Origin of the sequence: Agarivorans sp. 2_MG-2023 (assembly GCF_030548085.1) — a bacterium.
Lineage (GTDB): Bacteria > Pseudomonadota > Gammaproteobacteria > Enterobacterales > Celerinatantimonadaceae > Agarivorans.
The window spans coordinates 116003-136351 of record NZ_JAUORQ010000001.1; the positions used below are offsets into that span (position 1 = coordinate 116003).

General features: G+C 42.6%; 23 protein-coding genes. 16 read left to right on the top strand and 7 right to left on the bottom strand.

Annotation, left to right across the window (positions count from 1 at the left end):
* Nucleotides 1–4: 4 nt before the first annotated feature.
* Entirely contained in the window at nucleotides 5–472 is a 468-nt protein-coding gene (locus tag Q4549_RS00530) for a MarR family winged helix-turn-helix transcriptional regulator (RefSeq protein WP_303553527.1), read from the top strand.
* Nucleotides 473–474: 2 nt separating this feature from the next.
* Here Q4549_RS00530 and Q4549_RS00535 read toward each other — a convergent pair whose 3' ends face one another.
* From Q4549_RS00535 to Q4549_RS00550, 4 genes are all read right to left on the bottom strand, one after another.
* Nucleotides 475–1254: a DUF4344 domain-containing metallopeptidase gene (locus Q4549_RS00535; RefSeq protein WP_303553526.1), complete on the bottom strand. Its 780-nt coding sequence runs from the start codon at nucleotides 1252–1254 to the stop codon at nucleotides 475–477.
* 121 nt (nucleotides 1255–1375) lie between these two features.
* Nucleotides 1376–2431, bottom strand: coding sequence for an ACR3 family arsenite efflux transporter (arsB, locus tag Q4549_RS00540; protein ID WP_303553525.1), 1056 nt, complete (start codon nucleotides 2429–2431; stop codon nucleotides 1376–1378).
* Between the two features lie 106 nt (nucleotides 2432–2537).
* Entirely contained in the window at nucleotides 2538–2879 is a 342-nt protein-coding gene (locus Q4549_RS00545; RefSeq protein WP_303553524.1) for a helix-turn-helix transcriptional regulator, read from the bottom strand.
* Between the two features lie 179 nt (nucleotides 2880–3058).
* Nucleotides 3059–3349, bottom strand: coding sequence for a DUF1330 domain-containing protein (locus Q4549_RS00550; RefSeq protein WP_303553523.1), 291 nt, complete (start codon nucleotides 3347–3349; stop codon nucleotides 3059–3061).
* 488 nt (nucleotides 3350–3837) lie between these two features.
* Between Q4549_RS00550 and Q4549_RS00555 the strand changes: the two genes are divergently transcribed.
* The 6 genes from Q4549_RS00555 (at nucleotide 3838) to Q4549_RS00575 (ending at nucleotide 8434) form a co-directional block, all read left to right on the top strand.
* Nucleotides 3838–5907 carry a bifunctional 2',3'-cyclic-nucleotide 2'-phosphodiesterase/3'-nucleotidase gene (locus Q4549_RS00555; RefSeq protein ID WP_303553522.1) on the top strand — a complete coding sequence of 690 codons (2070 nt, stop codon included), beginning with the start codon at nucleotides 3838–3840 and terminating at the stop codon, nucleotides 5905–5907.
* 208 nt (nucleotides 5908–6115) lie between these two features.
* Entirely contained in the window at nucleotides 6116–6703 is a 588-nt protein-coding gene (locus tag Q4549_RS00560) for a TetR/AcrR family transcriptional regulator (protein WP_303553521.1), read from the top strand.
* A gap of 60 nt (nucleotides 6704–6763) precedes the next feature.
* Entirely contained in the window at nucleotides 6764–7078 is a 315-nt protein-coding gene (locus Q4549_RS00565; protein ID WP_303553520.1) for a cupin domain-containing protein, read from the top strand.
* 252 nt (nucleotides 7079–7330) lie between these two features.
* Nucleotides 7331–7741: a hypothetical protein gene (locus Q4549_RS00570; protein WP_303553519.1), complete on the top strand. Its 411-nt coding sequence runs from the start codon at nucleotides 7331–7333 to the stop codon at nucleotides 7739–7741.
* A gap of 66 nt (nucleotides 7742–7807) precedes the next feature.
* Nucleotides 7808–7915, top strand: a complete 108-nt coding sequence (locus tag Q4549_RS21860; protein ID WP_336622630.1) for a hypothetical protein — start codon at nucleotides 7808–7810, stop codon at nucleotides 7913–7915.
* A 93-nt stretch (nucleotides 7916–8008) separates the two neighbouring features.
* Nucleotides 8009–8434: a hypothetical protein gene (locus Q4549_RS00575; RefSeq protein ID WP_303553518.1), complete on the top strand. Its 426-nt coding sequence runs from the start codon at nucleotides 8009–8011 to the stop codon at nucleotides 8432–8434.
* A 15-nt stretch (nucleotides 8435–8449) separates the two neighbouring features.
* Here the strand turns inward: Q4549_RS00575 and Q4549_RS00580 are convergent, their stop codons facing one another.
* Nucleotides 8450–9070, bottom strand: coding sequence for a DsbA family protein (locus Q4549_RS00580; RefSeq protein WP_303515152.1), 621 nt, complete (start codon nucleotides 9068–9070; stop codon nucleotides 8450–8452).
* 547 nt (nucleotides 9071–9617) lie between these two features.
* Here Q4549_RS00580 and Q4549_RS00585 point away from each other — a divergent pair.
* The 5 genes from Q4549_RS00585 to Q4549_RS00605 all read left to right on the top strand — a co-directional run bounded on the left by Q4549_RS00585 (nucleotide 9618) and on the right by Q4549_RS00605 (nucleotide 13684).
* The gene (locus tag Q4549_RS00585) at nucleotides 9618–10694 is read left to right on the top strand and encodes a GGDEF domain-containing protein (protein WP_303553517.1); all 1077 of its coding nucleotides are present in this window, start codon (nucleotides 9618–9620) and stop codon (nucleotides 10692–10694) included.
* 97 nt (nucleotides 10695–10791) lie between these two features.
* Complete coding sequence (locus Q4549_RS00590) at nucleotides 10792–11193, top strand: VOC family protein (RefSeq protein WP_303553516.1); 402 nt, start codon at nucleotides 10792–10794, stop codon at nucleotides 11191–11193.
* A gap of 151 nt (nucleotides 11194–11344) precedes the next feature.
* Nucleotides 11345–11593: a DUF3297 family protein gene (locus Q4549_RS00595; protein WP_137675097.1), complete on the top strand. Its 249-nt coding sequence runs from the start codon at nucleotides 11345–11347 to the stop codon at nucleotides 11591–11593.
* A 260-nt stretch (nucleotides 11594–11853) separates the two neighbouring features.
* Entirely contained in the window at nucleotides 11854–12486 is a 633-nt protein-coding gene (locus Q4549_RS00600; protein WP_303553515.1) for a LysE family translocator, read from the top strand.
* Between the two features lie 31 nt (nucleotides 12487–12517).
* Nucleotides 12518–13684, top strand: coding sequence for an MFS transporter (locus Q4549_RS00605; RefSeq protein ID WP_137675134.1), 1167 nt, complete (start codon nucleotides 12518–12520; stop codon nucleotides 13682–13684).
* A gap of 1 nt (nucleotide 13685) precedes the next feature.
* Here the strand turns inward: Q4549_RS00605 and Q4549_RS00610 are convergent, their stop codons facing one another.
* On the bottom strand, nucleotides 13686–13940 hold the full coding sequence (locus Q4549_RS00610) for a hypothetical protein (RefSeq protein ID WP_303553514.1): 255 nt from the start codon (nucleotides 13938–13940) through the stop codon (nucleotides 13686–13688).
* Nucleotides 13941–14255: 315 nt separating this feature from the next.
* Between Q4549_RS00610 and Q4549_RS00615 the strand changes: the two genes are divergently transcribed.
* Complete coding sequence (locus tag Q4549_RS00615) at nucleotides 14256–16313, top strand: methyl-accepting chemotaxis protein (protein WP_303553513.1); 2058 nt, start codon at nucleotides 14256–14258, stop codon at nucleotides 16311–16313.
* Here the strand turns inward: Q4549_RS00615 and Q4549_RS00620 are convergent.
* On the bottom strand, nucleotides 16310–16576 hold the full coding sequence (locus Q4549_RS00620) for a hypothetical protein (protein ID WP_303553512.1): 267 nt from the start codon (nucleotides 16574–16576) through the stop codon (nucleotides 16310–16312). The genes Q4549_RS00615 and Q4549_RS00620 overlap by 4 nt on opposite strands.
* A 191-nt stretch (nucleotides 16577–16767) precedes the next feature.
* Between Q4549_RS00620 and Q4549_RS00625 the strand changes: the two genes are divergently transcribed.
* The 3 genes from Q4549_RS00625 to Q4549_RS00635 all read left to right on the top strand — a co-directional run bounded on the left by Q4549_RS00625 (nucleotide 16768) and on the right by Q4549_RS00635 (nucleotide 20229).
* Entirely contained in the window at nucleotides 16768–18513 is a 1746-nt protein-coding gene (locus Q4549_RS00625) for an SgrR family transcriptional regulator (RefSeq protein WP_303553511.1), read from the top strand.
* A 491-nt stretch (nucleotides 18514–19004) separates the two neighbouring features.
* Entirely contained in the window at nucleotides 19005–19634 is a 630-nt protein-coding gene (gene catB, locus Q4549_RS00630) for a type B chloramphenicol O-acetyltransferase (protein ID WP_303553510.1), read from the top strand.
* Between the two features lie 229 nt (nucleotides 19635–19863).
* A complete protein-coding gene (locus Q4549_RS00635) occupies nucleotides 19864–20229 on the top strand; it encodes a DUF2200 domain-containing protein (protein ID WP_303515129.1) in 366 nt (121 codons plus the stop codon).
* Nucleotides 20230–20349 lie beyond the last annotated feature (120 nt).

Consider the following 20349-nt stretch of genomic DNA (forward strand, 5'->3'; position numbering starts at 1 on the left):
GACTATGTCAACAAGGTTGACAAATAAAGGCGTGGCAATGGTAGATAGCCGCTCGCTGCAGTTGGTTATGACGGGTGCTAAGGTTCAAGATTTAGCGGGGCATTACTTGTGTACTGCATTGATGGGCAAAGGTTATCGCTCAATCACGCCAAATACTCTGCACTTCTTAAGTGCCTTAGAGTGCGGTATTAACTACGGTTCTGAGATTGCTCGAAACTTAGGTGTTAGCCGACAAATGGTGGCTAAAACAGTGAAAGATTTATGCTTAAAAGGCTATTTAGAGCAAACCGATGGCGTGGGTAAGCAAAAGCAAATAGTGTTTACTACGCAAGGCGAGTTGTTGATGGCCGACGCTAGGTTACTGCTGTCTGAGCTAGACAATAAACTCACTACAGAAATAGGGAGTGAGGGTTTAGCTCAAGTACTAAAAGGTTTATCGGCTATTCAAGCTGTGTTAGCCAACATCGAGTAAACTTAAGGCTGAGCCAAGTAGTAATGCCATGCATAGTTACTTTGCTCAAACTGATAAATACAAAACTCTTTTCGCTCTGCTTGGTAGTCTTTTTCTATTTCATCTAATAGCTGCTTATGGCGCTCGGGATCTGAACCATATACCAAGCAAAGGGTGGAAAAGTAACGTTGTAAATCAAAGCTATGCTCGGCGATGTATTCGCTCATTTCGTAATATCTGGGTTTTTCATCCGATTCAAAGGCAAACATATCAGCGGCACTTATCGCAATGTCATCGCCGTGCTCTACATAATTCAACAACATTAACGTTGCCAGGTTATCTGCTGCATCTTCTTCTTTGCCCAATATGGGAATCTGTTGGTCTGCAATATAAGCGTGGGCGGCCTCGTGCAATAGGGTATGTAATAGCGTATCTAAGGCGGCCTTTTCAGCGGAAACGCCTTGCTGCTCGGCGTAGTTATTGTTTGTGAAAAACTGCAGAGATTCACTAACAAAAGAGTAGGGGATGAAAATGGTGTGTTGCTCGGGATCATACAGTGGCCCATCGCTGCTGCCGTATTGCAGCGTAACAGCATGTTCAAAGGGAAAATGTTGCTCTAACAAACGCTCGAATTGCTGATTAACTTCACTGTGTTTAATAAGCTCATAGCTTGCTTGCTCTTGGGCGGCCGGCTGCTCTAAGACTATTGAAACAACCTTATCCGTTATTGGTGCAGGCGTTGCGCTTACACTTTGACTAAATGCTAAGCAAGTTAATACAAATAACAATCTAGAAAACGTCATAATAATTTTTACTCGCAGCATTTTTGTTTCTTAAAGCATACCGCAGTTTGGTTCGTGACATGAAGAACATACAGAAGGCTCAAGCAAAGTAACCAGAGCCTAATAAAGCCAAGCCCTTGCGTTAGCTAACCGTGAGCGGGTAGCGTTTTTTCATACGCAACGCGACGTTCACTAATGCAATCAATACTGGCACTTCAATCAGCGGACCAATCACGCCAGCAAAAGCTTGGTCTGAATTAATACCAAATACAGCAATAGATACCGCGATGGCTAATTCAAAGTTATTACCAGTAGCGGTATAAGCAATAGAGGCGTTTTTGTCGTAAGGAATGCCCATTTTTTTGCCCACCATAAAGCTGGCGAAGAACATTAATACGAAGTAGATCGCCAGCGGTATCGCGATGCGTACAACATCCATCGGCAGCTCTACAATCATTTCGCCTTTAAGGCTGAACATCAGCACAATGGTGGCGAGCAAAGCGACTAAGGTAATTGGCGAAATACGAGGAATAAATACCTCGTTATACCACTGCTCACCTTTAGCTTTAACCAAAATTTCGCGACTCAAAAAGCCTGCTAGAAAAGGAATGCCCAAGTAAATTAATACGCTGCTAGCAATCTCTAACATTGAAATATCAACTGCCATGCCTTGATACCCAAACAACGGCGGTAATACGGTAATAAACAACCACGCCATAAAGCTGTAGGTAACGATTTGGAACAGGCTATTTAATGCCACTAAGGCTGCGCCGTATTCTTTATTGCCGCCACCAATATCATTCCATACCAATACCATGGCGATACAACGGGCAAGGCCAATAAGAATAATGCCCACCATGTATCCTGGGTGGTCGCCTAAAAAGATCAGCGCCAAACTAAACATTAAAATAGGCCCAACAATCCAATTCATAATGAGCGAGAGCTTTATGGCTTGTTTGTCTTTAGCCACCTTGCCTAGCAAGCGGTAATTCACTTTCGCTAACGGTGGATACATCATCAAAATTAGTCCAATAGCTAAAGGAATATTGGTGCTGCCTACCGACATGGCTTCATTCAGTTCTACAACCTGTGGAAAGGCCACGCCAATTGTTACACCTACTGCCATGGCGACAAAAATCCATAGGGTGAGGTAGCGGTCTAAAAAGCTAAGGGTAGGTTGGTCGGTGTCAGTATTCATGGTTAAACCTGTTGTGAGTTAAGTGGTTTACTCGCTCTTTCGTTATTCGTCGAATAGCGATTGATTTATTTGTAATAAAGAGCAAATTGGTCGAACTGATCTGCTTTTAATCGGTGAGAGTATTCAGTAATTCTTTATATGCTGTCAGTGCGCTGTGATTTACTCGATAGCACATTTTAGGCGGCATTGGCTCTGCGCTAATAAACTCAGCTTGCTTAAGAATGCGTAAATGCTCCGACACGGTAGATTGCGCCAAACCTAGCTGTGAGACTAGATCACTATTCAGGCAGCCACCTAATTTATCCAAGTTAATCAGAATAGATAATATTCTTACTCGCGCTGGATGTGCTAAAGCTTTTGACCAAGCAGCAAATTGCTGTTCTTGAGCTAATTGTTGTTCGCTTGTAGAAAACGCTTGGTTATTGGCTTTGTTACATGCTGTTGTCATAAATCACTCGGTGATGGCTTATATATAGTTAATCGTCGATTTGCGATTGATGTTACGCCTTTCATTTTTTTTCTCAAGGTTTTTTATTAAGCAATTTAAAGAGCAAGCTAAGCACATAGCGCTAAGGCTAACAGAGGTTAAATAATTGGCCGATGATTAATCGGCCAATTATGAGTCTGTTATGCGGGTACCGCGTAGGTGCTAATACTCATATTTACGGCTTCTTCTCGCAGGGGAATAAGGGCTTGGTAGTTGTCACTTTTATACCAATTTTGCAGGGCGTCCATAGTGGGGAATTTAATCACACCTACTGCATCATGTTCGGCTGTTCCTGCAAGCGCTTCTGAAAATTTACCTTTAATTACCAACTCTCCTTGAAACTCAGAAAGTGTGGAAGCCGCCTGTTGCCCGTAGCGGGCAAATTTTTGAGGATCTTTAATTTGGCTTGTTGCAATAAAAAACGCAGTCATAGTTCGGTAATCCTTTTGTTTAGCTATCACACCACGCAGTGATGAATTGCGTAGACATGTAAAATGTACATGTGTGTACAATATATTCGCGATGTTTTATTTTGTCCACATGTGTACATAAATAATAACTATTTGTTGCTTGGATGCGTTGATTAGCAAAGAAAGAGGGCGCAAAGAGAAATCCAATTAACGCCACGAGACAAATGCTCAGTACTATCTTGTTTAGTTTTAACTAGTGAATAAATTTGCATGAGTTTGCTTTGTTGGTCTTAACGTTTGTTTTAAGTTTTAGATTTCTTCACAGGCTAAAAACAGGAGCTAATTTATAACTTATTGTTAAATATGGCTATATTTTACTTTCTTGTGAATTATTATTGTTTTTGTCATATATTTCTCACATATGGCTCTTATGCTTTTGTTCTTTAATTTATGTCTTCAAGTGGTTTTTAATACTTGAGTAAGTGTATGAAACATACAAAGGATTGATTGTGTTAAATAAAAAACTCCTGGCTGTAGTTGTTGCTTCGTCAACGGCTTTATATGGCTGTAATTCTGATAACGATACCCAAGTTGCAGAAGTAACAGTGAACCTACGAATTATTGAAACCAGCGATTTACATACCAATATTATGGATTTCAATTACTACAATAATCAGCAAGATCCAACGATTGGTTTAGCGCGAGCGGCTAGTTTAATTGCTGCTGCTCGCGACGAAGTAACGAACGCAGTGTTAGTTGATAACGGTGATTTGCTGCAAGGTAGCCCAATGGGAGATTACATTGCTAGTGTAGGCTTGAGTGATACCCACCCAGCCTATAAAGCCATGAATACCCTTGATTATGAAGTAGGGAATATTGGTAATCATGAGTTTAACTATGGGCTCGATTTTCTTGAAACCGCTATTGCTGGCGCAAACTTCCCTTACATTAGTGCAAACGTAATTTGTGCCAATAAAGAAGGGTGTTGGGGCACCGTTCAGTTTAACGAAAACATGTTCAAGCCCTACCTGATTAAAGAAACCTCGGTAGTTGATACTCAGGGCAATAGCCAAACGCTTAATATTGGATATATCGGCTTTGTTCCGCCGCAAATTTTGCAATGGGATAAAGCGCATTTAACCGGTGAAGTGGAAGTATTGGGCATTATCCAATCTGCTAAAAAGTTTGTACCAGAAATGAAAGCAGCCGGTGCCGACCTAATTGTTGCTATTCCGCACTCGGGCATTGGTTCTAGTGAAAACCCTGGGGACCCTTGGGCAGAAAATGCTACGTTTGCGTTAACCAGTGTAGCGGATATCGACGCGATAATGTTTGGGCACAGTCATTCGGTATTTCCAGCAGCGCGATATAGTGATTTACCCAATACCGATGTTGAGAAAGGTTTGCTAAATGGTATTCCTGCAGTAATGCCAGGCCGCTGGGGCGACAATATTGGTATTGTTGATTTACAGCTAAGCAAAAAAGGGAACTACTGGATAGTTGACCACTCTGCTGCGCAAACCGAAGCAAGGCCCGTTTACGACAATACTAACAAGGTAGAACTGGTGAGTGGCGAGCAGAGTATTCGTGATGCCGTCGCGTTAGAGCACCAAGGTACCGTTGAATTTGTTAGCCAGCCTATCGGTGTTGCGGCATCAGATATGTTTAGTTTTTTAACCTTGGTACAAGACGACCCATCTGTTCAAATTGTGTCGTTAGCGCAAATTGCCGGTGTAAAAGCAAAATTGCCTGACAACTTGAGCAGCTTACCCATTTTATCTGCCTCTGCACCGTTTAAAGCTGGGGGGCGTTACCAAGAAGGTGACGCTAGCCAGTTTGTCATGGTGCCTGCGGGGCCGCTGTCTTACAGCAATGCCGCAGACTTATATTTGTATCCCAATACCATGGTGGTACTTAAAGCCACAGGTGCCGAGTTAAAAGACTGGTTAGAATGTAGTGCTAATCAATTTAATCAAATTGATCCAAGTATTAGTACCCCACAAAATCTGATTAATCGCGATGGACACCCAACGTATAACTTTGATGTTATCGACGGTTTGAATTACAAGATTGATGTCACTCAACCGTCTAAGTTTGATCGTAATTGTGAAGTGGTAAACGCTACCGCTAACCGTATTGTTGAGCTTAGTTATACCGACGAGATGGACAATGTTATTAGCGGAGAAGACTTGGCGGCGAAAGAGTTTTTAGTGGCGTCGAATAACTATAGAGCTTTTGGTGGTGCTTTTGCTGGAACGGGCACCGACCACGTCGTTCTGGAGTTGCCTGATACTAACCGTGAAGCATTGGCTGCTTACATTAGCGAACAATCTCAACCAGATGGTTCTGGCGGTTATGCCAGCGAAGTTGACCCTACAGCAGATTACAACTGGGACTTCAAAACGATTACTGCAACAGCCGCGTTAGATGTGCGTTTTGAAACACAAGACAGTGAATTGGCCGATACCTTTATTGCTAATAATCAGCAACGTACCATGGAAAAACTGACTGGTGTAGATGCCGTCGCGGGGTTTGCGATTTACCGCATCGATTTAACTAGTGAACCTGTGCGCCCTTAAATTAAGCTAGTTTTAGCAAGACTAGCCCATGTTATTTGCCAAGTAACATGGGCTTTTTTATTTTTGTCCCGCTTTAACCAAATCACTAATAAACAAAGCATGCTCTGCAAATATCAACAATTGTTATTGAGCACTTAGCGAGCCGGTAACTCTTATGTTAATTTGTACATAAGTGAACAGTAATTAAGTAAAGTGCGCAGAGGCTAAAATGGGTAGAGCAATAAAGTTTGATAGGGCAGTTGCCGTAGAAACGTGCATGAACGAATTTTGGTTAAACGGTTATGAGGCCTGCTCAGTAAAAGCCTTATCTGAAAAGCTCGGCATTACCCGTTCAAGCTTTTACAATGCCTTTGGCTCTCGCCAAGATTTGTTCCTAGAAACCTTAGATTTATATGCGACCAAAACGCCAGACCAAGTGCTGAATCACGCTGAGTCGGCGAGTTCTGTACTGGGGTTACTATCTGACTTTTTTGCCGATGTTTGCCGCTTTAGAGCCAGCGACCCGCAAGCTCGCGGTTGTTTGGTGATCAACTCAGTTTCTGAGTTAGCGGCGGTTGATGAGGAATTGGGCGAGAATCTACAAAGTATGGTGTTAGAAAACGTTTCACGTTTTGAGCGTTTACTCGATCTAGCTGTCGCTAAGGGCGAGTTACAGCATATTAATGTTCATGAGAAAGCGCTAGCCTTGCAAAGCCTGCTGATGGGGGTAAGCGTGTTATCAAAAGTGCTTACTAGCGAACAAGAACTATTAGCCATTGTTAGGCAAACGCTGACTGGTTTGTTTCCCTCCAATTAACCACCGCAAACGCTATTTGACACCACACACTCTATTTTACGCTACCCAGGTCAACTCGTCATGGCTAATCTATTCGCTGAACTTCCTACAGATGTAAGCCAAGAGCACTTTAACGATTTGCTAAAAAGTGAACATGTTCGAGTTGAGCGAATTGTGTCTTATGGGCAAAGCTCCCCAGAACAAGGTTGGTATGACCAAGATGAAAACGAGTGGGTAATAGTGCTAGAAGGCTCGGCCACCTTAGCTTTTGAAGGCGGTAAAAGCCTTGAATTGGACAAAGGAGATTATCTGAATATTCCTGCACACCAAAAACACAAAGTACTTACCACAGCAGCCAAGGGCGCAACCATTTGGTTAGCTGTTTTCTACCGTTAAACCGCTGACAAAAAAGGCTGACTCAAGCGCTTAGAAATACAACCTAGCGCAATGATATTGTTACTTTTTAGCGTATGTTCAATTTATGTGTTCAGAAAGTGAGTGCCTTATTATCCTATACAAAGTACTGGCAGATATTGAAACGTCAATTGATGAAGCCTCATCTCACTATGAGGTGTGGTGGGCTTTGGGTTTTTCGGGTAATCGTAAAAAGTATCGGTAAGCGTTTGATAACTAAGAGTTTAATTATTTATGCATACTTGTAGTGTTGCTAATCAAATCGCAATGTTTATGGCTCTCAGCCGCGCTTTTGATACGAGTTCAAATTCTTCTAGGTTTAGGGAGTTGAAAACTTTGTTAAAGGCAGAAGGGTACAAGGAACTGGCTAATGTTGTTGATAAAGCTCTTTATCCTCACCAGTCATTAGTTGTCAAAATTTTAGATATTCGAAGTCAATTAATTGCTCACACTGAATCAAATCAAACGGATGAAGCCGTTCTTAAAAGAAACGGAGTCAAACCGGAAGAAATTAAAAACTTAATAGATGTCGCTAAACGAGTTCTGGTTAGAGTTTCGACCACTTTACGTGTTTATAACCGTTGTTTTATAACAGGATTTCATAATCAATCCACTTTGGATGTTTTAGCAAAGCTAAAGTCTTAGTTTATGCATTGTTATCTTTTAGTATCGTATTCAAATGGAAGCGGGTATGTTTAATGTAAGCAATGGATACAAACCATTAGTGAGTTGGAAGGTAAGCTCATTCCTGGCTTGAGCATTAAAGCCTTTGATATGAACCAAGTGGACCAAGCTGAATTGTGGCTGGCTAACCCTTAAACCTCGCAGGGTTCTTACAAATCTTTGCTATTCAAGTTTTACCTTTGCTGCTAGGGTTTAGCTATCTCGCCCAGCAGCTAATAAGGTTTATTCATGCAAGGTCAATCTGTTTATTTGTCTCGTTTTATTCAAGCATGCTATGTAGCCGCTAGCTTGTTGGTAACGTCGGTTTTTGCTAATGATGTCACCATTGTCGCCGCAGAATTTACCAAAGACGGCCAACGCACTTGGAAAGTAGATGTCTCTTTGCTGCATGAAGATAGCGGTTGGGATCATTATGCCAATATGTGGCGAGTGGTAGATGCTAAAGGCACAGTATTAGGTGAGCGTGAGTTACTTCACCCCCATGTTAACGAGCAGCCTTTTACTCGCAGCCTGAGCAATGTACCTCATCCAGAAGTGGGCTCTATCGTTTACATTGAAGCTCGCGATAAAGTTCATGGTTGGTCACCGCAACGCTTCGAAGTAGATTTAAGCCAAGCTCAACAAGGGCATTTGCTTATAGAAATGCCCAAGTAAGCGTTGGTAGGGGAGTTATGCTTGTAGAGCTAAGTGGCTTATTAACGCTTCTAGTTCGTCAAAACTCTTTAATGACTGCATAGATATTTGCTTGTTGCCATTCACCACAATAGTCGGCGTTGATCTTATTCTATAGTCACTCGCGAGTTGGTTGTAAGTGTTAACTTTTGCTTTTACTTCGTTGGCTTGGCAGCTACTCATAAAGTCGTTCATGTTTACCCCACAATCCGCTACCACTTGTTCTAGTTCTTGTACGGTTTTTGGTGCACCAGCTGCGCTAAAGTGGATCTTCTTCATCAGTGCTTGGCTAAATTGATGTTTTACGCCTAAATGCTCGGTGGCCGCCATTGCTAATTGAATCTCGCTAGCCATTGGGCCACCAACCGCTAGCGGAACATCTACCATGGCAATGTTTAGCTTCTGAGCAATGTTAGCAATGGGCTCGTGCACCATGGCACAAGGCGCGCAATAGTGAGTATAAAACAAAGTAATGCTGGGTTTTTCGCTAGCTGGCTGTTTTAACGTGGTGTAATGACGATTTTCAGTAAAATCGGCAGCGGCTGTTTTGCTCAGAACCGCAGAGCCACTTACAAGGAATAGCGAGGCGATAAAAAAAGACGATAGTTGTTTAAGCATAGAAGGTGTTCCTAGAGTAAACCCAAGATAGATTCAGTAAGGCTCGGGCAAGTTGATAGTTAAATATCTGTTTCGAACAGGGTGACGAATGAATTAGGTTTGAATGTTATTCGTTATTTTATTAAGAGCGGCCGACCACACTAAGTAGTTCTTTGAAAACAACTCTATTGTACCTCTCTTGGGACAACCTATCTCTGCAGGCGTGTGGGTATTTACGTCGTTAATCTGACGGTAATCAAAGTAATCCCCAAAACGGGCTTTGGCTTTTCGAATACATTGAGCTTGTGTAAAGCCTGCGTAATGGGGGCGGCCGTGACCACTGCCAGATTGGCGAGCGGGGTTAAATGCTTGTTGCCCTAAAGCAGTCTCTAGTTTGATGAAGTTTTAGTTTATGATAAATAAACAGTTACGCGATCTTACTGGCTTTTAGCGTATTTATTGCCGCGTTTTCCTACTTATTTTGTTTAATTATAAAAATAAACATTGCCACAATTTGTTCGCTGTTTGTGTGTTAGGCTGATGCCGGAAAGGAAGCAAGCAGAACAACATGGATATTCAAAAAATACTAAATGTGGGGGCCGAAGGGCACTCATTTGCAGCCGTTAGTCGTATACGTCTCACCAATATCATCACCCTAATTACCACCATTATTTCTGGTGTATATTCGTTAAACTATTGGTTACTGTTAGACAATACACCGGTAGCTTTAATCAATTTTGGTTTCACCTTAGCCTATCTCGCGACTATCGCTTTTATGGCTAAAGGTTATGTATCGGGCGCTAAAACCTGGTTTTTTTCTGTGCTGATGGTACATCTGCTTATCTGCACCAACGTGTATGTAACCAATGCTAGTGGCTTTCACCTTTACTACTTTTTAGTGCCAACCGGTGCATTTTTGCTGTTTGAATTGCGCCAGCGACGAGAAATGCTAGCGCTGAGTGCTGCCTCCGTAGGCTTATTTCTATATTGCGAAAATACAGCCAATTTAACACCGCTAATTGAATTAGATGCTGCCACCAATCATTTGCTTTATCAGTCGGTAGTGTTGGTGAACATGATTGAAGTGGTGTTTGTTTTAACCATTTTTGCTCGGCAAATAGAAGCCAACGAACAGCAGCTAACCTTGCAAGCCTCTACTGATTCACTCACTGGTTTGGCCAACCGCCATTGTTTTTTTGCTCAAGGCAATACCATGTTGCAGCAGTCGCATAAACTTCATCAGCCTTTTAGTTTGGTATTGCTCGATTTCGATTATTTTAAAAGTATTAACGATCGCTATGGTCACATAGTGGGGGACTTGTGCTTGGTTGAAATCAGTAAAGAGGTAAAAGCTATTTGCCGCGAACAAGATTTGTTTGCACGGATTGGCGGCGAAGAGTTTGTGATTGCCATGCCAAATACCAGCCTAGAACACGCTCAACAGGCTGCCGAGCGGATGCGAGAGCGTGTATCCAAACATATTATTCCTATTGTTGGTGAAACATCTTTTAGCTGTACCGCCAGCTTTGGTGTGGCTAGCAGCCTACGTAACCAAGCGCTAAAAGAAACCCTTCAACAAGCTGATAAAGCGCTGTATTTAGCCAAAGAACATGGGCGTAACTGTGTGCAGCTATATACTGCATAGTGAAGCGGCTTGCCTTTATATTTTACCGTTTAAAATACTCCCTAAAGTGTTTGTTGGGCGAGGGCGTAAGGTGTCTATTTTTACTTAGGGAGTTATTGTGAAAGACATTACAGGGATTAATCATCTAGGGTTGAGAGTTCAGGATCTTGAGCAATCAAGAGCATTTTACGAAAAGCTTGGCTTCGTATTTTTAATCGGCCCGCTAGGGCCAGAGCCTGTTGCTATTATGGAACACCCATCAGGGGTTAACATTAACTTCATCCTCAATGCCAACTCAGGCGTTTTGCACAATGTACTGATGGATGTGCCAGAAAAACACCCTGGTTATACCCATGTCGCCTTAACCGTTTCTGATATCGAATCGGTAGAGGCATCTTTGAAGAGTGAAAATATTTCAATCAGCGAAGGGCCAATTACTATGGATAGTGGCGCGGTGATGCTATTTGTACGAGACCCAGATAAAAACGTTATAGAGTTTCATCAAAACCCACGCGCATAGCCCAAGCTAAGATCTCAGGAGGTGGCAGTTTTCGGCTGAAAACTAGTGTGGGGCAAACGATAGATTGCACCTAAAAGCCTCAGCGTTACTGTTGAGCGTTTTCCCTATATTGACTACAATGACGCACTTTTATTTACCTTGAGCCCAAGCCATGAGCAATAACGAATCACAACCTACTTTACCTGATCGCCTGTCAGGCAACCCTCGCAGCCCGCACCATGTAGCGGAAGTGTTTGAGCACGACATCGGTATTAAACTGAACGGTAAAGAGCATTTTAATGTTGAGGAATACTGCATTAGCGAAGGTTGGGTAAAAATTCCGTCTCCTAAGGCATTAGACCGTCGTGGCCAGCCGTTAATGGTGACGCTAAAAGGCACTGTTGAAGCCTTTTATCTTTAGTCGAACGGCTAAATTTTTATAATTATTGCTTAGGCTAAGCGGTTTTCACTTGCTTAGCCTTAGCTTTCTATCAATTCGGTCGTCAGCCCTTTAAGCGTTAAGCATACTTAGTACTATCGCTGGCATAGCCATCTACTCACCAAACTTTCTACCAGTTTTTGCCAAACTAAATGGGCATTTCCTCTTAACGTATTAAACAAACTCCGTGTTAATCTTGTGAGCTAGGCCACATGGCGCACAAAGCTAACGGAGTAGTAGCAATGTTAGGCATTAATGATTTCTGGTTATTTGTGGTGTCGGGAATACTGCTTAATCTCATTCCAGGTCCCGATTCTCTATACGTTGTTGCACGCAGCGCTAGCCAAGGCTTTAAAGCCGGCTCGGTAGCGGCTTTTGGCATTGGCGCAGGAACATTTGTACATATTAGTGCTGCTGCATTTGGGCTTTCTGCCATTCTGGCGAGTTCTGCTGCGGCCTTTACCGTGTTAAAAGTGGTTGGCTGTATTTATCTTTTGTACATGGGGCTTTCAATGGCTTTACGTAAAGAGCAAAGCCAGCCTAAAACCGAACCACTCTGTAGTACGGGTTACGCAAAAATATTTCGCCAAGGCTTTCTTACCAATAGTCTAAACCCAAAGGTGGCGTTGTTTTTCTTGGCCTTTGTTCCCCAATTTATTGATGCAGCTGAGCCCAATAAAGCCTTAGCTTTTATTGTGTTGGGCTTGGTGTTTAACCTTAATGCGATGATTTGGGGGCATATATTGGCATGGCTGAGTGCGTCTATTTCTCATCGAGTGCAAACCAGCCAAGGGGCTAAGCGCTGGCTAAACCGCGCGTTAGGTGGAGTGTTTGCTGGTTTTGGTCTTCGTTTGGCATTTTCTGAGCTCAGTTAAGCCCGCTTGTTTGATGAATTAAAGGATTATGATGCAACGTTCTAAAAAGCAATTGCTGTTGATGATGGCATTTTTAATGCCGTTTAGCTTCTCGATTTGGATGGTATTGCTAAATAACTTTGCCATTGAAGTGGCGCAATTCACAGGGCGCGAAATTGGCATTTTGCAAAGCCTTCGCGAAATCCCGGGCTTTTTGGCTTTTACTGCCATTTTTGTATTGCTAGTGCTTAAAGAGCAAACCTTTGCCTTGATCAGTTTATTGGTGCTGGCTATTGGTATTACGCTTACTGGCTTTTTCCCCAGTGTATATGGCTTGTATTTTACTACCGTTTTAATGTCGGTGGGTTTTCACTATTTTGAAACAGTGAATCAATCGCTTACTTTGCAATGGATACCTAAAGCCGAAACCCCCGCTTTTATGGGGAAGGCCCTTGCGGTTAAAGGTGCTGCGGCGGTATTAGCTTATAGTTTGTTGTGGGTATTGCTGGAATACAGTGAGTTTGAGTATGTGTCGCTGTACGCCTTGTTTGGCGGCATTACCATATTAGCGGTACTGTTTATTGCCTTGCGTTTTCCGCATTACACCGCCGAGCACGAGCAACATAAAAGGCTGATTTTACGCCAGCGTTATTGGTTGTTTTATACCTTGGTGTTTTTAAGCGGCGCGCGCAGGCAAATCTTTGTGGTGTTTGCTGGTTTCTTAATGGTAGAAAAGTTTGGGTATTCAGTATCAGAGATTGCCTTACTCTACCTTGCTAACCAAGTTCTGAACATTATCTTTGCCGGTAAAATTGGCCAGCTGATTGGTCATATTGGTGAACGCCGAGCATTAATGATTGAATACACTGGCTTGGTGTTCGTTTTTGGCGGTTATGCTTTGGTAGAAACAGCAGAGTGGGCGGCAGGATTGTATATTATCGACCATCTATTTTTTGCAATGGCAATTGCGATTAAGAGCTACTTTCAAAAAATTGCCGATCCAGCAGATATTGCTAGTTCAGCGGGGGTGAGTTTTACCATTAACCATATAGCAGCAGTAATACTGCCTGCACTATTAGGTTTTGTTTGGTTATATTCGCCGTCGTTAGTATTTTGGTTTGGCGCTGCTATTGCTGTAGCTTCACTGGCGTTTTCATTCTTGGTTCCGCGTCATCCAGAGCAACATCGAGAAACAACCTGGGCGCTTAAAACCCAGTAATTTACACCATAATGGCGATGATGCTGCCTACCGTTCCAATGGCTTTAAGCACTTGGCCTGCGGTATAAGCACCATCTTCGTTTTCTTCTACTTCATTAGGCTTGTCCATGCCTAGTGCGCCATAAGCAAAAGATTTTACGCTGCTGTCTTCTTCTGCTTTATCTGTTTTTAACGGTTCTGGCATAGTGGGCTGTGCTTGCTTAGGCTCAACCGGTTTATCCATAACGGGCGTTTGTTTAGCTTTTGCCTGAGCCATGTATGCATTACTTGCTGCTGAGTTGATTGACGTTATCGACACTGCTGTTCTCCGATTAAATCCCTTTAACTCTTTCTATATCGGCGGTATTGAGTAAGAGTTGAGCAACAGTTTTGCTTAACTCAAGTTATTTTGAGAATTTAGATTTTTATTAATTAAATCAAAAGCTTGAAATATAAAAATAAAGCCATTATGAATTACCTGATAATTATTGATCGCAACCATAAAAAAACGTAAATCTGATTGCTGAAAATGTTTACCCTCGCTAAGTTGCTATCAGCGCTACGGAAAGTGATGTTGGTTATGGGGTACAGCATGTTTAAAAATTTTCAGGTTTTTTCATTTATTGGTCGTTTACGCAAAATGTCCATTCCTAGGCAGGTAGTAACGGTAGTTGCGGTGATCGCGAGTACCTTTGTTACCGCCATTTTAATTGCCATTATTGGCTTAAATACCATTCAAAATCGTAATCAGGAATTGGCTAGTCATTCGTTAGTTGCTTTGCAAAACGCCTCTGATGCCGAAGCTGCCTATTTGCAAATGAATCACTTAGTGCTGGCCATTCTCACGTCAAAAGACCAGTCCCAGCTTGATGTTCTTTATGCCGATTGGCAACTGTTGCGCGATAGCACTGAGCAATTACTGGCGCAAGCGGTCACTCGTTCACAAGTGCAACAGCAAACTAACGCCGCCACTGGTTTTGAGTCTTCTCGACAAATGATAGAGCACTTGGATAAGGAATTGTCTCTGGTTTACCAAGCGCTTTCTCAAAGCTATACCGAAGAGGCTGAGTTAAAGAAAATATTTAGCCAGTTTGTTTTGCAGTCTACCGAGTTATACAACGACATGGGCTATCAAGTAGAGCCTTACGCCTTAGAAGATCAATATATTCGCGACATTTATCGAAGCTATATGTCTTCATCTCAGCGGGTGCAATTAAAGAGCTTTGAGTTGGTATCTGTAGACAGTCCTGCGGCCATTGCTAAATTATTGGAAACGATTCGTGCCAGCACCAAGCGCTTAGCGAATAGTTTTGACGACCTTGGCTTTGAAGTGGAATCTATTACTAAGCATGCAGACATCACAAGTAACTGGGCGTTTTTTATCAAGCATGTAAATGAGCCACAAGGTTTGTTATCTAGGGTGCTTAAAAACCAGCAAAGCATTGAACAAGTTGGGCTAAAGCGTACCCAGCTAGAAGCTGATATCAAGGCTCAAATAGTTGAACTAAAACATTTGGTTACTAGTATTGACCAGCAAAGCACACAAATGGTGAATGATGCTGAGCAGCTCGTTACAAAGGTAAGCGTTAGCGCCAGCATTGCCGGTATTATTGCTTTGTTGGTTGCAGTTGGTTCGTGTATTTCAATCAATCGCTTGATTAAGCGGCCGATTGACGACTTAGCAACGGTAACCCGCGCGATGGCGAACGGCGACTTTACTTTGCATATGCAAAAGGGATGGAGCGGGGAGTTTGCTAAAGTGGCTGGCTGGGTGAATGAGGTAGCAAAAAATACCAATCATTCATTGAGTGAAATCGTTCAAGTGACTAGCGAACTAGAAACTATGGCCACCAGTAACGCCAGTATTACCGGTGACATTAAAGGTAAAAACGACAATCAAAATACTAGTTTAGGCAGTGTTAGCTCGGCGATTGAGCAAATGGCTAATGCCAGCCAAGAAATCGCCGGCATTGCGAGTGACTCTTTCCAGCAAACAGAGACCGCCGATAAACGATTGAAAAGTGGTACCGCGGTTATGCAGCAAAACCAGCAAACTATTCAAGCCTTAGATCAGCACATCAATAGCACTCATGGGGCAATGGAAAGTTTACTGAAAGATATTGGCGACGTTAAAACAGTACTAGAAGTGATTCAATCAATCGCAGACGCTACCAACTTACTGGCATTAAATGCGGCTATTGAAGCGGCTCGTGCTGGGGAATATGGGCGCGGATTTTCAGTGGTCGCTGATGAGGTGAGAATGTTATCTAAGCGCAGTGGCGAGCAAACCGAGCAAATAGCTAAAGTCATGGCGCGTTTAGAAGAACAAGCGAGTACCTCTATGCAGTTAATGGGTGAAAGCCGCAGCAAAATGGGCGATACACTTAACTTAAACAGTGAGTTGTCAGAGGCGATTACGGCGGTGAGTAAAGATATTCAAAAGCTTCGCGATATGTCGCATAGCATTAATACTGCCACCGAGCAGCAGCGAGAAGGTGCTGCCAGTATCACACAAGAAATGGGTTTACTGGCTCAGCAAGCTAAAGAAAACAGCCTAACGTTAGATACCCTTGCCGCGGAAGGACAGCGCTTAAACGCGCTGTCTAACCAGCAAGAAAGTAATGTAGGCAAGTTTAAGTTAGTGAGCTAAAAGTGTTCACTATAATCTTGCTCGTTTAGGTTCATTACATCCCATTGGCATAAGCTCAGCATTGATTGCAGCGCAGCTTGAGCCAGCGGGCTTTGGCTTTGCAAAGCACTATGTTTAGTATGTTGCGCCATGGTGGCTGGCGAAGCAGCTTTGATAACGCTGCGTTTTAGCTTTGCTTTGGGAGCTGCACTGTTTAAATGACTTACCTGGCAACGGTATTGGTTTAGCTGCTGGTTGTTGGCATGTATGTTTACGCTGGTCATGAGTTGGTTCCTCTATTACTGGTTGTTGATACCCTTATAGTTTGCGCGTTAATCGCGGAATTAAAAACAGATGGTGTTTCTTAATTTTGTTCCTTATTTTTCTTTTTATGCCTCTTTTTAATCGGTAAATCGTGAATACTTCAAACTATTGCGTAAAATAGGGAAGAGCTATGAAAATATAGGTGAGGGTTTTGCAACAACTTAAATTATTTAGGTACTACTTAAAACTCATTCAATTTGGTACTGAGCAGCCAGTAAAAGTAGCCTTGGCCGATATTGCAACGGCGGTGAGCACTAGCCCACGGCATGCACGCACGTTGTTAAAGCAAATGGCCGACGCAGGCTGGCTAAGCTGGCAGCCCAGTGTTGGTCGCAATCAGCGCTCTAGCTTGCAGTTGCAGTTTACAGAAACCGATCTAAGGCAAAGCCTAGCTAAACAGCAAATTGCTTTGGGTGACTACAGCGCTGCGCTTGGATTGTTAAACCATGACCAGCAATGGTTTGGCCGTATGCTGATTGCTACCTCTGGCGCTAGTCATCGCGATGGTACACTTAATCTACAGTTAACCTATTCCCGCCAGTTCTCTCCTATTTTGCCGCATTTGTTGCAGCGAAATAGCGAACGCTTTTTACTTCGGCAGCTCTATGCCAACTTAGTAAGCTGTAACGCTGAAGGAGTAATTAGTAGTGATTTAGCCCACCATTGGCGAGTGGATAACCAAGCTACTCGCTACTGTTTTTATCTTCGCCCGCAGTTACAATTTCATGATGGTAGCTCGATTAATGCCACCGCAATTGTCAATTTGTTTTCAGCTTTAATGGATGATCAACAATATGCCCAAGAACTGAAACATGTTGCTACCATTCGGGCACTAAACCCTTTAACCATCGAGTTCAATTTGTCACGCAGTGACAAAGGTTTTGCCGGCTTATTGGCCGATCCTAAGTATTCTATTCAGCCGGCACATCAATTAGCCAAAACCCACACCAATGATAAAGAACCTATAGGCTCTGGTCCGTTTGAGTTGGTTAGCCATAACTCTCAGCGCTTACATTTGCGGGCTAACCAAGCTTATCATGGCTACCGTGCCTTACCTGATGAGGTAAGTATTTGGTTTGTTGAGCGAAGTACCAGCATTAAAGAAGGGCAATATGCCTTTGCTAACAACGATAGTGGCGAGCAACAACATGTACAGCAACGTTTAGAATTTGGTTGCCAATACTTGCTGTTTAATCAACAAAATAACTCACTTAACTATGCCCAACGGCGCTGGTTAGCGGGTTATTTACAGCCAGAAAAAATTCTGGATGTTGCACAGAAAAGCTTACAAAGCTTAGCGCTAGAGCCGGCGTTAAGCTTGCTAGATATTTGGCCAGATTGTTTTAGCCTAGATGCAGAAGAAGTAGAGCTGCCTGCTCAGTTAAGCATTGGCTTCTACCAGCACGATGATTTGCAATTATATGCCGAGACGATTGCTCAGCTATTGTCACAATTAGGCGTAAGCACTGAGTTAAGTGCTTACTCTTACGCCGAGCTGAATCAAGCTGCTCACCACGGAGCACTGATACAAGATATAGTGATTACCAGTTATAACCTCGATGACAATCGCCCAGCCTCGGCTTTTCGTTGGCTATTTAACGACCCACTCATAAAGCATTGCGTAGGCCAGCAACATTGGCAGTGGATGCAAGGACAACTCGAACAAGTGCGAGCAAACCATCATCTACAAGACTATTTCTCTGAGATGGCAGCAGTAGCTAACACCATGGTGAGTGAATATTGGTGCTTACCTTTGTTCCACCATTGGCAGTCGCTACGTTTTCAGAATGTATTACAAGATGTGGCAATGACGGATTGGGGCTGGCCACAGATAAAAGATGTATGGACGCCACACGAGCAGCCATTAGAGAGCCAAAGTTTAGATATTCGTTGTTAGTTTAAGGAGTACTTTCCGGGTAAGAATAAGGTCAACGTTTTGTTGTGTTGCTTGGTAACAATTGAGCATGGCATCGCACTTGTTGGTTTAACCTTATCACCAAGTGCCTTAAAGATAAGGGTGGGGCATTCAATATCATGTTTCACTAAGTGGCGGTATAGCCAAAAGCCACCGCTTCATAAACTACCTAGAGATGGGTAGCCAAACCTTTGTATTTTTTATAAGTTTATTGATAGAACAGATATGGGGGGATGGTGCCATGGAAAATAGGCTCATCACTCGAATTATCAAAACAATAAGCGACATCAGTCGTCTCTTTGTTAACATCTAGTCCAATGAAAATGTGTTAGATGCGGCCATGTCGATCTCTAATTCAGTTATGACTTTGCCTCTAACAGCGTGGCCCTAGTTTAAATAAGCCACGATAAACGCAGAAGGTCGATACTTTCTCTGGGGATCGCTATGGCTATAAGCTTCCAAAAGGAATCAAGTTGAACAACTATTTTGAAAGCCCTTTTGTGGGTAAAACGTTGAAAGAACAAGTCACGAACCCAAATATCATTGTCGGTGAACACAGTTACTATTCTGGTTATTATCATAATCATAGTTTCGATGATTGTGCTCGTTACTTGCTACCAGATAGAACTGATATTGATAAGTTAATTATCGGAAGTTACTGCTCGATTGGCTCTGGTGCTGTATTTATGATGGCAGGAAATCAAGGGCATCAAAACAACTGGGTCAGCACATTTCCATTTTTCTACCAAGATAATGAAAATTTTTCGAATGCTAAAGATGGTTTTGAGCGTTCGGGTGACACGGTTATTGGTAACGATGTATGGATTGGCACTGAAGCCATGATTATGAGTGGCGTATCTGTGGGAGATGGTGCGGTTATCGCCAGTCGTGCAGTTGTTACGAAAGATGTGGCTCCATATTCAATAGTTGCTTCAAATCCTGCGAAACTTATACGTTACAGGTTTACAGAAACTGAGATATCTCTGCTTTTAGAGATGAAATGGTGGGAGTGGAGCGACGATCAAATTCAAAATGCGATGGGCTTAATGTGTTCGTCAGATATCGAAAAGCTTTATGATTATTGGCAAACGTCAGTACGCTGATGATAAGGGACTGTGGTTTAACGTTATCAAGCTTTTTCCCGATTGCTTTTGCTCACCTAAAACTCAATTATTAAGCTAACGTACTCAGATATAAAGTTAGTGATGTATATTTTGTAAGGGCTAACATGATAAATGAGTATTTGTGTTAATCCCAATAAATCAGCATGCGCACTATAGAGATGCTATTACAAGGTTGTCCGATATATCGGACTGAATTTCTAGGCAAAAAATGAAAACTACTCAAAAACAAGATGACCAAATCGCAGGAATGACTTTTTCAAAGATTTACCCTCTTTATGCGGCAAAGGTAGAAAAGAAAGGGCGTACTACTGAAGAGCTTAATCAGGCGATTCGTTGGCTTACTGGCTATAGTGAAGCCGAGCTAAAAGCCCATATCGAAGGTTCTGCTACATTTGGGGAGTTCTTTTCTGGTGCCATGGTTAACCCTAACTCCAGCTTAATTACCGGAAAGATCTGTGGTTATAAAGTTGAAGAAATAGAAAACCCTATTACGCAACAAGCTCGGTATCTTGACAAGCTAGTCGATGAACTTGCTAAGGGGCATACAATGGAAAAAATATTGCGTGGCTCTTAATGGAAGCAAGTAACAAGGTGTTTAATCAGCCGCTTCGCATCATAATGTTAATGATTTCGTTTGTGCTGGCAATAGCGCTTGGGAGTTAATGGCTTTACTCGAAAAAAACGCAGCCTAGGT